At 72.4% G+C, this 14,462-nt stretch carries 9 protein-coding genes; 4 read left to right on the plus strand and 5 right to left on the minus strand.

Annotation, left to right across the window (positions count from 1 at the left end; translation table 11 throughout):
* Positions 1-3: 3 nt before the first annotated feature.
* From ACFZB3_RS40525 to ACFZB3_RS40535, 3 genes are all read left to right on the plus strand, one after another.
* Positions 4-1,800: a CBM35 domain-containing protein gene (locus ACFZB3_RS40525; protein WP_391386045.1), complete on the plus strand. Its 1,797-nt coding sequence runs from the start codon at positions 4-6 to the stop codon at positions 1,798-1,800.
* Positions 1,801-1,943: 143 nt separating this feature from the next.
* Positions 1,944-4,289 (plus strand): glycoside hydrolase N-terminal domain-containing protein, encoded by a 2,346-nt coding sequence (locus tag ACFZB3_RS40530; protein ID WP_391386048.1) that lies wholly within the window; start codon positions 1,944-1,946, stop codon positions 4,287-4,289.
* Positions 4,286-5,605: a GDSL-type esterase/lipase family protein gene (locus ACFZB3_RS40535; RefSeq protein ID WP_391386050.1), complete on the plus strand. Its 1,320-nt coding sequence runs from the start codon at positions 4,286-4,288 to the stop codon at positions 5,603-5,605. The genes ACFZB3_RS40530 and ACFZB3_RS40535 overlap by 4 nt, the downstream gene beginning before the upstream one ends.
* Positions 5,606-5,630: 25 nt before the next feature.
* Here the strand turns inward: ACFZB3_RS40535 and ACFZB3_RS40540 are convergent, their stop codons facing one another.
* The 4 genes from ACFZB3_RS40540 to ACFZB3_RS40555 form a co-directional block, all read right to left on the minus strand.
* On the minus strand, positions 5,631-8,507 hold the full coding sequence (locus ACFZB3_RS40540) for an AAA family ATPase (protein ID WP_391386053.1): 2,877 nt from the start codon (positions 8,505-8,507) through the stop codon (positions 5,631-5,633).
* Between the two features lie 117 nt (positions 8,508-8,624).
* A complete protein-coding gene (locus ACFZB3_RS40545; protein WP_391386056.1) occupies positions 8,625-8,978 on the minus strand; it encodes a UBP-type zinc finger domain-containing protein in 354 nt (117 codons plus the stop codon).
* The gene (locus ACFZB3_RS40550) at positions 8,975-10,450 is read right to left on the minus strand and encodes an ATP-binding protein (RefSeq protein WP_391386058.1); all 1,476 of its coding nucleotides are present in this window, start codon (positions 10,448-10,450) and stop codon (positions 8,975-8,977) included. The genes ACFZB3_RS40545 and ACFZB3_RS40550 overlap by 4 nt, the downstream gene beginning before the upstream one ends.
* The gene (locus tag ACFZB3_RS40555; RefSeq protein WP_391386061.1) at positions 10,447-12,123 is read right to left on the minus strand and encodes an FAD-dependent oxidoreductase; all 1,677 of its coding nucleotides are present in this window, start codon (positions 12,121-12,123) and stop codon (positions 10,447-10,449) included. The genes ACFZB3_RS40550 and ACFZB3_RS40555 overlap by 4 nt, the downstream gene beginning before the upstream one ends.
* 190 nt (positions 12,124-12,313) lie before the next feature.
* Between ACFZB3_RS40555 and ACFZB3_RS40560 the strand changes: the two genes are divergently transcribed.
* Complete coding sequence (locus ACFZB3_RS40560; protein WP_391386066.1) at positions 12,314-13,183, plus strand: universal stress protein; 870 nt, start codon at positions 12,314-12,316, stop codon at positions 13,181-13,183.
* Positions 13,184-13,207: 24 nt separating this feature from the next.
* Here ACFZB3_RS40560 and ACFZB3_RS40565 read toward each other — a convergent pair whose 3' ends face one another.
* A complete protein-coding gene (locus tag ACFZB3_RS40565; protein ID WP_391386069.1) occupies positions 13,208-14,443 on the minus strand; it encodes a DUF4032 domain-containing protein in 1,236 nt (411 codons plus the stop codon).
* Positions 14,444-14,462: the final 19 nt, after the last annotated feature.

Here is a 14,462-nt window from a genome sequence, read left to right on the forward strand (position 1 = left end):
CCCATGCGGTCACCTTCGACATCCGCCCTGCCCGTACGCGGGCTGAGAACCGTCCTCGTACTGGCACTGACGGCCGCCTTCGCCGCCGCCGTGCCCGCGGCGCAGGCCGACACACCCGCCCCGATCGCCGCCAAGCCGTACATGGGCTGGTCGAGCTGGAGCATGCAGTCGTCCAAGTACCCGGGCCTGAACGACAAGGGCGACTACAGCTACCTCACCGAGGCGAACGTCCTCAAGCAGACCGACGCCCTGGCGAGCAAGCTGAAGAAGTACGGCTACGACTACGTCAACATCGACGCCGGCTGGTGGATGGACTGGAACTGGAAGCAGGGCTACGACCAGTACGGCCGCCAGAAGGCCGACGCCGCCCGCTTCCCCAGCGGCATGAAGGCCGTCGCCGACCACATCCACGCCAAGGGCCTCAAGGCCGGCATCTACCTCCCGGCCGGCCTGGAGAAGGGCGCCTACGGCGACGGCAGGACGCCGATCTGGAACGCCGAGGGCTGCACCACCGCCGACATCGTCTACGACGACCTGCGCACCACCAACGGCTGGGACAGCTCGTACAAGATCGACTTCGACAAGCCGTGCGCGCAGAAGTACATAGACTCCCAGGCCCAGTTGATCGCCGGCTGGGGCTACGACTTCCTCAAGCTCGACGGCGTCGGCCCGGGCTCCGGCAAGAGCGGCGACCAGTACGACAACGTCGCCGACGTCGCCGCCTGGCACAAGGCGATCGCCGCCACCGGCCGCCCGATCCACCTGGAGGCGTCCTGGTCCCTGGACTACGGGCACGCCGCCGACTGGCAGAAGTACACCAACGGCTGGCGCATCGACACCGATGTCGAGTGCTACTGCAACACGCTGGTCAGCTGGGAGAACTCGGTCGACGACCGCTGGGACGACACCCCGGCCTGGACCGACAAGGCGGGCCCCGGCGGCTGGAACGACCTCGACTCCCTCGACGTCGGCAACGGCGCGATGGACGGCCTCACCAAGGCCGAACGGCAGAGCTACGCCACCCTGTGGGCCATCGCCAAGTCGCCCCTGTTCACCGGCGACGACCTCACCAAGCTCGACGACTACGGCGTCTCCCTGCTGACCAACCGCGACGTCATCGCGATCGACCAGAGCGACAACCCGCCGGCCCGGCCGGTCACCCCCTCCGACCCGCAGCAGGTCTGGGCCGCGAAGAACGCCGACGGCACCTACACGGTCGCCCTGTTCAACCTCGCGGACTCGCCCTCGGCGGTCACCGCCGACTGGACCGCCCTCGGCTTCAGCGGCAAGGCCGCGGTCCGGGACGTCTGGAACAAGGAGAACCTGGGCAGCTTCCAGAACAAGATCACCGAGGCGCTGCCGGCGCACGGCTCGCGGCTGTTCACCGTGACGCCGAAGGGCAGCGCGCTGGCCTCCACCGGGTACGAGGCCGAGGCGAGCGGGAACACGCTGAGCGGCAACGCGTCCGTCGCCGGGTGCGACGCGTGCTCCGGGCAGAAGAAGGTCGGGAACCTGTACCAGGGCGGCAAGCTGACCTTCAACAACGTCGTCGTCGACAAGGCGGGCACGTACCTGGTGAAGGTCGCCTACATCAGCGGTGACTCGCGGCCGGCCACCGTCGCGGCCAACGCCGGGGGCGGGACCAGCCACAAGTTCCCGTCCACCGGGGACTGGGGGACCGTGGCGACGGTGAGCGTGCCGGTGACTCTGAAGGCCGGGGCCAACACCATCAGCTTCGACAGCGGGTCGGGGTACGCGCCGGACGTAGACCGGATCGACGTTCCCAAGTCGCCTCGGTAAGTCGCCTCGGTACGTGCGTCGTCGGGAACTGCGGGCCGGTGGGGGCTGGTCGCGCAGTTCGTCCCCCAGCCTTCGGCCGGGGGGACCCCCAGCGCCCCTGAAGAGGCGCGTTGCATCCCCCCATACTTCAAAAGGACACCGTCATGCAGAATCACCCCAGCAGACGAAGCTTCCTCGCCCTCGCTGCGGCCACCGGAGCCCTCGCCGGGCTGCCCTCCTTCACCGCCTCCGCCGCCCCGGTGCGGTCCTCCGAGCCGCTCGCCTCTCCTCGCCACCAGCTGTGGTGGCAGGCGCCCGCCGACGACGGGTCGATGATCACGCAGGGTCTTCCGGTCGGCAACGGGCGGCTCGGCGCCCTCGCGAGCAACGACTCCGGCCGAGAGCTCCTCCTGGTCACCGACGCCACGCTGTGGACCGGCGGGCTGAACGACACCCTCGACTCCGACGGCCAGTTCCCCTACGGCCGCGCCGACTTCGGCTCCCTGACCCTCCTCGCCCGGCTCGTCGTCGAGATACCCGACCACGACCTGGGCAGCGTCTCCGACTACCGCCGCACCCTCGACCTCGACAACGGCGTGGTGACCGCGTCCTACGTCCGCTCCGGAGTGACGTACCGCCGGCAGATCTTCGCCAGCCGCCCCGACGACGTGATCGTGCTGCACTTCGGCCAGGACGGCGGCGGCCGCTACACCGGCACCCTCACCTTCGAGGGCACCCACGGGGAGACCGGCGGCACCGCCGAGTCGTTCGCCGGGTCCTTCGCCAACGGACTGAAGTACGGGGCCGCCGTCAAGGCGTACGGCAGCGGCGGCAGCGTACGGGTGAGCGGCTCGCACATCACCTTCACCGACTGCCGCGAGCTGACCGTCGTGCTCAGCGGCGGCACCGACTACGCACCGGACGCCGCCGCCGACTACCGCGACCCCTCCGTGAACCCGGTGGCGCTGGCCCGCACCAAGGTCAAGGCGGCCGCCCGGCACTCGGCGGACTCGCTGCTGCGCACCCACGCCGCCGACCACCGGGCGCTGTTCGGCCAGTTCGACCTCTCGCTCGGCACCTCGACCGCCGACCAGCGAGAACTCGACACCTGGGCGCGCATCCAGGCCCGCGCCGACACCGGCGACCCGGACCCGGAACTCGAAGCCGCCTACGCCCAGTTCGGCCGCTACCTGATGATCGCCGGATCGCGCGACAGCCTGCCGATGGGCCTCCAGGGCATCTGGCTGGACGGCAACGACCCGGACTGGATGGGCGACTACCACACCGACATCAACATCCAGATGAACTACTGGATGTCCGACCGGCTCGGCCTGTCCCAGTGCTTCGACGCCTACACCGACTACTGCGTCGACCAGCTCCCCTCCTGGACCGACCTCACCCAGCGGCTCTTCCAGGACTCCCGCAACCGCTACCGCAACTCCAGCGGCAAGGTGGCCGGCTGGACCGTCGCCATCTCCACCAACCCCTTCGGCGGAGGCGGCTGGTGGTGGCACCCGGCGGGTAACGCCTGGCTGTGCCAGAGCCTCTGGGAACACTACGAGTTCACCCGGTCCCGGGCCCACCTGGAGAAGATCTACCCGCTCCTCAAGGGCGCCTGCGAGTTCTGGGAGGCGCGGCTGCTCACCACCACCCTGGACGACGGCAGGGAGGTGCTGATCGCCGACAGCGACTGGTCGCCGGAGCAGGGCCCGCTGGATGCCAAGGGCATCACCTACGCCCAGGAACAGGTGTGGATGCTGTTCGGGAACTTCCGTACTGCGGCCGCCGAGCTGAAGAGGGATGCTGGATACGCGGGCACCATCGGCAAGCTCCGCGACCGCCTCTACCTGCCGGTGGTGAGCCCCAAGACCGGCTGGCTGGAGGAGTGGATGTCCCCGGACAACCTCGGCGAGACCACCCACCGCCACCTCTCGCCGCTGATCAACCTCTTCCCCGGCGACCGGATCCGCCCCGACGGCTCCACCCCCGCCGACATCGTCAAGGGCGCCACCGCCCTGCTCACCGCCCGCGGCATGGACAGCTTCGGCTGGGCCAACGCCTGGCGCTCGCTGTGCTGGTCCCGGCTGAAGGACGCCGACAAGGCCTACCAGCTCGTCATCCGCAACCTCCGTCCCTCGGACAACGGCAGCAACGGCACCTCGCCCAACCTCTTCGACATCTACCAGGTCGAGGAAGGCCGGGGCATCTTCCAGATCGAGGCCAACTTCGGCACCCCGACCGCGATCCTGGAGATGCTGCTGTACTCCCGGCCGGGCCACCTGGAACTCCTGCCGGCCCTCCCCGACGCCTGGGCCGCCTCCGGCAAGGTCACCGGGGCGGGCGCCCGCGGCGGCTTCGTCGTCGACCTGAGCTGGCGGGACGGCAAGCCCACCGAGGCCCGGATTCGCAGCGTCGGCGGCCGTACCACCACGGTCGCCTACGGCGGCCGGACCCGGACGGTCACGCTGAAGCCCGGCGCGTCCGTCACGCTGAAGGACCTGGCACGGTGACCGGCCGGTTCGCGGGGCTCCTCGGCGTCGCCGCCGTCTTACTGACCACGGTCGCCTGCCAGACCGGGCCCGCCACCGCGGCGCCCGTGGGACAGCCCTCCGCCCAGCCCTCGGCCCAGTCCGCCGCCCGGTCCACGCCGTCCTCCGCCCGGTCCGCCCAGCCCTCTTCCAGGTCGGCCCGGCCGCCCGCCGGATCCGTCGCCGCTGCCCGGCACGACGTCGTCACCTGGGGTGCCAGCGCCGACCAGCTGGGACAGGGCACCGCCGACCGCGGCTACCGGCTGGTCGTGCACACCAGCGCGGCCGGCAGCGACCTGCGGGTGCGCCTGTCCAACGCCTTCGGGGACCGGCCGCTGACCCTTGACAGCGTCTACGCGGGCCTGCAGAGCCAGGGCGCCGCCCTCAAGCCGGGCAGCAACAGGCGGCTGACCTTCGACGGCGCCCGCACGGTCACCGTGCCGGCCGGCGCCACCGCGTGGAGCGACCCGCTGCCCGGCACCCTGCCCGCCGGCAGCAACCTGGTCGTCAGCCTGCACAGCCCGGACGCGGCCGGCCCCGCCACCGGCCACGGGATGGCCATGCAGACCTCCTACGTCGCCCAGGGCGACCACACCGCCGAGGAGGGCGCCGCCAACTGGACCGACACCACCGGCTCCTGGTGGTACCTGGACTCGGTCTCCGTACGGCCGAAGAACCCGGACACCGGGGCCGTGGTCGCGCTCGGCGACTCCATCACCGACGGCTGGGCGTCCACCAGCGACCAGAACCGCCGCTGGCCCGACTACCTCGCCCGCCGCCTCCAGAAGGCGGACACCGAGGTCAAGGGCGTGGCCGACGAGGGGATCTCCGGCAACAAGGTCCTCGCCGACGGCGCCGGGCAGGCGGCCCTCAACCGGCTGGACCGCGACGTCCTCAGCCAGCCGGGCGTCCGGACCGTCTTCCTCTTCGAAGGGGTCAACGACATCAAGGCCCACTCCGGGGTGACCGCGGCCGACCTGATCGCCGGCTACCGGGAGATCGCCCGGCGGGCGCACGCGGCCGGGAAGTGCGTGGTCGCCTCGACCGTCGGACCGTTCGAGGGCTGGCCGGAGTGGGACCAGGCGGGCGAGGCCGTACGCCAGCAGGTCAACCAGTACATCCGCACCAGCGGGGAGTTCGACGGGATCGCCGACTTCGACCGGATCCTGCGCAGCCCCTACGACCAGGCGCGGATGCTGCCGTTCCTGGACGGCGGCGACCACATCCACCCCAACGACAAGGGAATGCAGGCCATGGCCGACTCCGTCGACCTGGCGGGTCTCAACTGCGACCACTGAGACACCCGGACCACCCCCCGTCCGATCACCCCCGGGCCGACGGCCCGGGGGTGATCAGGCGTTCCCGGTAGGCGATCGCCACCGCCTCCGTACGGCTCGCCGCGCCCAGCTTGGCGAGGATGTTGGAGACGTGCACGCTCGCCGTCTTGCCGGTGATGAACAGCTCCTCGCCGATCTGCCGGTTGCTGCGGCCCAGCGCCAGCAGCCGCAGCACGTCCTGCTCACGTGCGGTCAGCCGGGAGCCCGGGTTTTCCGCCGGTGCCTCCCGGCGCAACAGCGCCTCCGCGCGCTCCAGCAACGGCGCGGCCCCCAGCGCCGCCGCCGTCTCCCGGACCGCCCGCGCCTCCTCCGCCGCCTCCGCACGCCGCCCGTCGGCCGCCAATGCCTCGGCATACCGCATCCGCACCCGGGCCGCCTCGTACACGTCGCCGTGCGCGAACGCGGCCACCGCCTTCTCCCAGGCCGCCACGTCCGGCCCGGACACGGCACCGGCCCACTCCGCCTCGGCGCGCGCCAGCCAGGCCTGCCCCTCCGGACCCTGTCCCGCGGCCGTCGTCCGTGCCAGCTCCACCAGTTCGCCGGCGACACCGCCCCAGCGGTCGGCGCTCCCGTCGCCCCGCCGGTCGGCTGCCGCCCGGTCCCCGACCGCCGCCAGCGCGAGCGCGGCGAGCCGGACCGTCACGTGCGGCGCCCGCCCCAGCCCGTCGGAGAGTACCGCGACCGCGTCCCGAGCCCGTGCCACGGCCTCCTCCGCATCGCCCCGCCACGCGGCCGCGTCGGTCAGCACGATTCCGCCGACGAACGTGCCCATCCAGTCGAACGGCTCCCCGAGCAGCGCCCTCGCCCGCTCCACGACGTCCGGCTCGCCCCGGGCCAGCGCCACGTACAGGACGGGCCCCTCGGCGAAACCGGGCGCCGGATCCGCGCGGGCCACCCGCACACACTCGTCCCACTGCCCCAGCGTGAAGAGCACCAGCAGCCGCAGATACCGCATCTCCAGGGCGTACGGCGAGGACAGCAGACCCGACCGCCGGGCCCGGTCGAGTCCCTCGGTGATCCACGGCAGGCACTCCCGCAGCTCACCCGACTCGAAGCAGCTGATGGCCAGGCTGAACAGCGCCCGCATCTCCACCGGCGTGTCCCCGGCCGCCCGGGCCAGCTCCCGCGCCTCCCGCAGCCGTTCCCGCCCCTTCGGGGTGCGGCGCCCGCCGTCCTCCAGCCGGGCCAGGGAGATCAGCAGGTCGGCCCGGGCGGCGGTGGCACCGATCCGCTCGGCGACCTCCAGGGCCTGCCGCGCGACCCGCAACGCGGTCGCGTCGTCCCCGACCTGCCGGGCCGCCATGACATGGGTGGCCGCCGCCCACACCCAGGTCCGGGACGGCGGTTCGGCGGGGATCATCGCCAGTGCCTCGCTGCTGTAGGCGAACGCGGCGGCGAGGTTGTCGACGGTGATGAGGTTCCCCGCAAGGGTGTAGCGCACCCGGGCGGCGAGTTCGGGATCCGCGTCCTGGCCGGTCCCGGCCAGCGCGGCCCGGGTCAGGGACACCGCCCGGTGCGCGTCCCCGGAGTGTGCGGCAGCCGCCGACGCCCGCAGGGTCAGACCCACCGGGTCCAGCCCCTCGCCGGCGGGCCGCGCCTCGCACGGCACGGCCGGCCACAGGTCCAGGGCCGCCTCCAGGTGGCGCAGTTCCTCCGCCGGGGCACCCATCCGCCGGGCGTGATCCGCGGCCTCCACGGACGCGGTGAGCGCCTCGGGCAGATCGTGGCTCTCCCGGTAGTGGTGCGCCCGCTCGGCGGCCGTCGCCGCCCCGCCGCCGCGCGCGGCGAGCAGCCTGGCGTACGTGCCGTGCAGGCGCGCCCGCTGCCCGGGCAGCAGGTCGCCGTAGACGGCCTCGCGCGCGAGGGCATGCCGGAAGGCGTACGTGTCCGCGTCCCCGGCGACGAGCAACTGCCGCCCCACCGCCTCCCGCAGGGCGGCCTCCAGCTCCTCCTCCGGGAGCCCGGCCGCGTCCCGCAGCAGATCGTGCCCGACCCGGCGCCCGGCCACCGCGGCCGTCCGCAGCACCTGCTGGGCCGTCTCCGACAACTGCTCGACCCGGATCAGCAGCAGATCGGCGAGCCCGGTCGGCATCCCGTCCGCGCCGGCGGCGGCCACCAGTTCCTCGGTGTAGAAGGCGTTGCCCTCGGCCCGCTCCACGATGTCCCGCACGGTCGCCTCGGGCAGCGGCCGCTCCTCCAGCGCCCGCACCAGCCGCGCGACTTCCCCGTCCGCCAGCGGCCGTACCTCCAGCCGCTCCACCCCGGGCAGCCGCACCAGCTCGGCGAGCAGCGGCCGCAGCGGATGCCGCCGGTGCAGGTCGTCGGCACGGTAGGAGGCCAGCACGGCGAGCCGCCGCGGGAGGACACCCCGGCTCAGCAGGAACCGCAGCAGGTCCCGGGACGACTGGTCGGCCCAGTGCAGATCCTCCAGGACCAGCAGCAGCGGTGCGGCAGCCGCCAGTTCGGCGAACAGCCCTGCCACGCCCTCGAAGAGCCGCAGCCGCGCGTCGGCATCGCGGGAGGAATCCGGCCCGGCACCGAGCAGCCGGTCCACGACAGGATGCGCGGCGAGGACGTCCCCGAACCGCCCGTCCCCCGCCAGCACCCCGAGGATCTCGGTGAAGGGCAGGTACGGCAGCCCCACATGCCCGAGATCGACACAGTGCCCGGTGACGACGGTGGCCCCGGCCGCGACCGCCCGAGCCGCGACCTCGTCCAGCAGCCGGGTCTTCCCGACCCCCGCGTCCCCGGCGACCAGCACGGCCTGCCCGCTGCCGCTCCGGGCACGCTCCAACACCCCGGCAAGGCGGCCGAGTTCGTCGTCCCGCCCGATGAGAGGGCTGCCAAAAGATCTCTGCGACACGCCCTCATCCTCGCAAGAAGCGCGAGGCGAAACCCCCGAGGGGCGCGGGGAACTGCGCGACCGGCCACGATGCACCTTCAGCCGCCGTCACCACAGAACCCCCACCCCCCCTGGGCGTCAGCCCCTCAGTACCCGAGCCCAGTCCTCCGGCACCCGCTCCGCGGGACCCGGCACCGACTGCTCCGCAGGATGACTCACCGGCGGCGCCAACTCCGGCCCGGCCTCGAACAATTCCTCCGTCTCGAAGTTCCAGAACCACCCCTCGCCCGGTTCGTAACTACGGATGATCGGATGCCCGGTGTCACGGAAGTGCGCCGTCGCATGCTTCGCCGGCGAGTCGTCGCAGCACCCGATGTGCCCGCACTGGGTGCACCGCCGCAGATGGAACCACCAGCCCCCCGCCACGTCGCACTCCACACACCCCGCGCCGCTCGGCGGAACGTTCGGGTCTATCGAGGTGTCGCCACTCATACTGCCTCCACAGGTGTCTCGGATTCCTCGGGCGTCTCGGCGGTGAGCGGAAGCAGCACCTGGAACCGGGTGTCGCCGGGCTCCGACTCCACCCGCATGGTGCCGTGATGCTTGTTCACGACGATCCGCCAGGAGATGTCCAGACCGAGCCCCGTGCCCTGCCCCACGGGCTTGGTCGTGAAGAAGGGGTCGAAGATCCGGCTCTTGATCTCCGGTGCGATCCCGCTCCCGGTGTCCCGGAACTCGACCAGCAGCTGCTCGTGGTCGAGCGCCGTCCGCACGGTCAGCGTGCCGTGTCCGGCGCCCTCGCCGCCGTCCTTCATCGCGCACACCGCGTTGTCGATGAGGTTGGTCCACACCTGGTTGAGCTCGGCGGGGTAGGCGGGGACCGGCGGGACCGTACGGTCGTACTCCTTGACCACCCGGATGCCCTGCCCGATCTTCCCGGACAGCATCAGCAGGGTGCTGTCGAGGAGTTCGTGCACGTCCACCTCGCGGTACGGCGCCCGGTCCAGCTGGCTGTACTGCTTGGCCGCGTCGACGAGGTTCGAGATGCGGGTGGTGGAGTCCTCGATCTCGTTCATCAACAGCTCGGTCTCGATGGTGTAGTTGAGCCAGCCGACCGAGTTCGGCAGGATCTCCTCGTCGACGGCGGCCGCGACCTGCTCCAGCCAGTCGACGTCGAGCCCGGCCTGCACGAACGTCGGCGCGAGCTCCCAGCCGTGGTCGATGCCGTGGTCCTCCAGCCAGTCGGTGAGCTCGTCCTCGCGGTCGGCGGCCTCCAGCGGGCTGAGCGAGGACGCCTTGGCGACCCGTTCCGCGGTGCGCTCCTGGATCTCGATCAGACCGGACAACTGCTCCCGCGAGAACGGCCCGCCGGCGATGATGGCGAGCTTGTGCCGCATCTTCGCCACCCGCTCGCGCAGCGTCGAGGTGGCCCGCACGGCCGCCGCGGCCGGGTTGTTGAGCTCGTGGGTGAGGCCCGCGGACAACGAGCCGAGCGCCAGCAGCCGCTCGCGCTGCCCGATCGCCGCCTGGGTGTTCTTCGAACCGAAGAACAGGCCCTCCAGGAGGTGCACGGCCATCGGGAACCAGTCCTGCATGATCTCCGCGAACGTGTCGGCCGGCAGCACGAAGAACCGCGTCGGCTCGGTCACCCGCATCGTGTTGTTGTACGCCTGCCGCACCCGGTCCCCGAGGTAGGCCTGCATCGCGCCCGCGTACACCCCGGCCTGCGAGGTCCGGGTCACCTCGACGTCGTCCCCGCCGACCTGCCGGGAGAGCACCACGGTGCCCTCGACCATCACGTAGAAGCAGGTGGCCGGCTCACCCTCGGTGTAGACCGGGCCCGGCTGGAACAGCTCCACCCGGCCGGCCGCGCACAGCCGCCCGAGCTGCTCCGGCTCCAGCTTCTCGAACAGGAACAGCGCGCCGATCTCCTTCGGGCTGCACGGCATCAGCTGCCCGCTCATGACTGCTCCAGATACCGGTGGACGAGCATCACTGCCATGGCTCCTTCTCCGACGGCGGACGCGACACGCTTGGCGGACTCGGCGCGTGCGTCGCCCGCCACGAACACGCCGGGAATGCTGGTCTCCAGGTGGTACGGCGGCCGGTCCAGCTCCCAGCCCGCCGGCGGCCGTCCGTCGACGGTCAGGTCCGGCCCGGCCAGGATGAACCCGCGTTCGTCCCGCAGCACCGTGTCACCGAGCCAGTCGGTGAGCGGTGCCGCCCCGATGAAGACGAACATCCACTGGGCGTCGACCTGTTCCCGGTCCCCGCTCTGCACATGGCGCAGGGTGAGCTGCTCCAGGCGCTCGACGCCGTGCGCGGCGTCCACCACGGTGTGACTGCGCACGGCGATGTTCGGGGCCTCGCTGATCTGCTGGATCAGGTAGTACGACATCGACGCCGACAGGTCGGGGCCGCGGACCAGCAGGGTCACCGACTTGGCGAACCGGGACAGGTACATCGCCGCCTGGCCGGCCGAGTTGGCGCCGCCGACGATGTACACGTCCTGGCCCTGGCAGGAGGTCGCCTCGGTGAGCGCGGAGCCGTAGAACACCCCGCAGCCGGTCAGGTCGATGCAGCCCTCGGCCTCCAGCTGCCGGTACTGCACCCCGGTCGCCAGGATCACGCTGTGGGCGGCGACCGCCGAGCCGTCCGCGAACCGCACCACCCGCGCGGCCCCGTTGATCTCCAGTCCCGTGACCTCGCGGGCGGTCAGGATCTCCGCGCCGAACTTGGCGGCCTGCCGCCGGGCCCGGTCGGTGAGCTGGGCGCCCGAGACACCGTCCGGGAAGCCCAGGTAGTTCTCGATCCGCGAGCTCTGTCCGGCCTGCCCGCCGGTCGCCGACCGCTCCACGAGCACGGTCCGCAGCCCCTCCGACGCCCCGTACACGGCCGAGCCGAGCCCGGCCGGGCCGCCGCCGATCACCACCAGGTCGTAGAAGTCCGCCGTCGGGGTCGTCGCCAGGCCCACGTGCGCGGCCAGCTCCGGCGCCTCCGGCTCCACCAGCGGCGTGCCGTCCGGCGTGATCACCAGCGGCAGCCGCGTCCCGTCGGCCTCGGCCGCGGCCAGCAGCCGCTGCCCCTCCGGCTCCTCCACCGAGTACCAGCGGTACGGCACCTGGTTGCGGGCCAGGAACTCCCGCACGTCCGAGGACCGGGCCGACCAGCGGTGCCCGACCACCTTGGTGGCCGGCACCGGCTTGTAGTCGCTGGCCCGCCAGGCGTCCAGCAGGTCGTCCAGGACCGGGTAGAGCTTCTCCTCCGGGGGGTCCCAGGGCTTGAGCAGATAGTGGTCCAGGTCGACGACGTTGATCGCGTCGATCGCCGCGTTGGTGTCCGCGTACGCGGTCAGCAGCACGCGGCGCGCCCCCGGGTACACGTCCAGGGCCTGTTCCAGGAACTCGATGCCGTTCATCTGCGGCATCCGGTAGTCGGCCAGGATCACCGCCACCAGGTCGCCGCGCAGCTTCAGCTCCCGCAGCGCCTCCAGCGCCGAGTCGCCGGACTCCGCACGCACGATCCGGTACGACGCGCCGTAGCGGCGCCGCAGGTCCCGGGCGACGGCACGGGACACCCCCGGGTCGTCGTCCACGGTCATGATGACGGTCCGTGCTGCGTCGGCAGCCTGTGCCATACGTCTCCCACCCCGAGCCGTTGGTTCAACGGCGCGGCCGGCCCCCCGCGAGAAGAGCGGCCACCGCACCGGTTCCCGCCCATCGTATGTTCGATCGCCCGCCTTCGCTCTTGTACGACGGTGCACAGCGGGCACCCGTCGGTGCGGAAGACTGATCACGCAGACGCGGAACCGACGAGGAGGCCGGTGCATGACACGCCCGATCACGGCAGGGGTCGACGGTACGGAGGAGAGCCTCGCCGCTCTCGACTGGGCGGCCCGGGAAGCGGTGCGCCGCGGGCTGCCGCTCCGGGTGGTGCACGCCTGGCGCTACGAGGAGCACGAGGCGCTCGGCGCCGACCGGGAGGCCCAGCGCGGGTGGGTGTCCGACGGGGTCGCCGAGTCGGTGCGGACCGTCACCGGGCGGTATCCGGAGCTGGTGGTGGGCGTCGACGTGGTGGAGGGCGGCCCGGTCGAGGTGCTGGCCGACGCGGCGGCCGGGGCCGAGCTGCTGGCGCTGGGTTCGCGCGGGCACGGCCGGGTCGCCGGGTTCCTGCTCGGCTCCGTCGGACAGCAGGTGATCGCCGAGGCCGCCCGCCCGGTGGTCCTGGTGCGCGCCGGTGACCGGCCCGCTGCCGAGGCCGCCGGACGCGAGGTCGTCGTGGGCCAGCAGGGCGGCCCGCAGGACAGCGCGGCCGCACTGGAGTTCGCGTTCGGGACGGCGGCGGCCCGGGGCGCGACGGTCCGGGTGGTGCGGGCCTGGACCCTGCCGCCGGTCTTCGCCTACAGCCCGGGCTCGCTGAAGCTGCTGGACGAGGCCGGAGGCATGGAGCCCTTCGAGAAGAAGGCGCTGTCCGAGGCGGTGCGGCCGCTGCGCGAGCGGTTCCCGGACGTGCCGGTCGCCGAGCACGTGGAGATGGGCAGCGCCGGGCAGGTGCTGCTCTCGGCGGCCGCACACGCCCAGCTGGTGGTCGTCGGGCGGCGCGCCCACCGTACGGCGGTCGGCGCCCGCATCGGCTCGGTCGCGCACGGGGTGCTGCACCACGCCGACTGCCCGGTGGCCGTGGTCCCGCACGGCTGACCCACGGCCCGCGCGCCGGGCCGGTCACTCCGGGGTGACCGGCTCCAGGGTCTCCCGCGCCTTGGGCAGCACGTTCTCGATGTAGTCCTCGACCGCCTTGTCCAGGCCTATGTCGTGCTGCGCCCGCTCGGACAGGTACCAGCGGTGCTCCAGCAGCTCGTGGTAGATCTCGGCCGGGTCCATCGAGCCGCGCAGCTCCGGCGGCACGGCCCGCACGGTGGGGCGGAAGACGTCCCGCACCCACCGGTGGGCCAGTACCTCGGGGCGGGCGGCCAGGGGGTCGCCCGGGGCGTAGTCGTCCTGGGTGGCCATCCAGCTCTCCAGGTCGTTGAGCAGCCGCCGCGCCTGGTTCTCCTCGGCGTCCAGGCCGGTCAGCCGCAGCAGCTGGCGCTGGTGGTGGCCGGCGTCGACGACCTTCGGCACGAAGGTGACGGAGTCGCCGTTGGAGGAGTGCTCGATCTGCATCTCGGCGACGTCGAAGCCGAGGTCGTTGAGCCGCCGGATCCGGCGCTCGATGTACTGGTACTTGCCCGCCGGGTACACCGAGGTCCGGGTCAGCTCCTCCCACAGCTCGCCGTACCGGGTGCAGATCTCGAACCCGAACTCGATCGGGTCCAGCGACGGGTGCAGCGCTCCCGAGGCCTCCAGGTCGAGCAGCTCCCCGCTGATGTTCACCCGGGCCAGGTCGAGGTCGTACTCCCGCTGCCCGTTGCTCAGCTGCGGGTGCAGGTCGCCGGTCTCGGCGTCCACCAGGTACGCCGCGTAGGCGCCCGCGTCCCGCCGGAACAGGGTGTTGGACAGCGAGCAGTCGCCCCACGCGAACCCGGCGAGGTGCAGGCGGACCAGCAGCACGGCCAGGGCGTCCATGAGGCGGTGCATGGTGGCCGGGCGCATGGTCGTCTCGAACATCGAGCGGTACGGCATCGAGCCGCCGAGATGCCGGGTGACCAGCACCGACTCCAGGGGGTCGCCCGCGGTGTCGGTGCGGCCGGTGATCACCGCAAGGGGGTCGACCGCGGGGATGGCGAGCCGGTCCAGGTCGCGCAGCAGCTCGTACTCGCGCAGCGCCGGGCGTTCCGCGAGCTCCTTCACGGCGATGACCTCGCTGCCGGCCCGGGCGTAGCGCACCACGTGCCGGGAGATGCCCCGGGGGAGTGGCACGAGGTAGTCCTCGGGCCACTCCTCCAGCGGGACGTCCCAGGGGAGTTCGAGCAGGAGCGCGGGGTGCTCCGGGTTGGTGGCGTTGATCTGCAAGGCCATGGACGAACCTTAAGGCCGG

The organism is Streptomyces sp. NPDC008092 (genome assembly GCF_042957285.1).
In the GTDB taxonomy this organism is placed as follows: Bacteria; Actinomycetota; Actinomycetes; order Streptomycetales; family Streptomycetaceae; genus Streptomyces.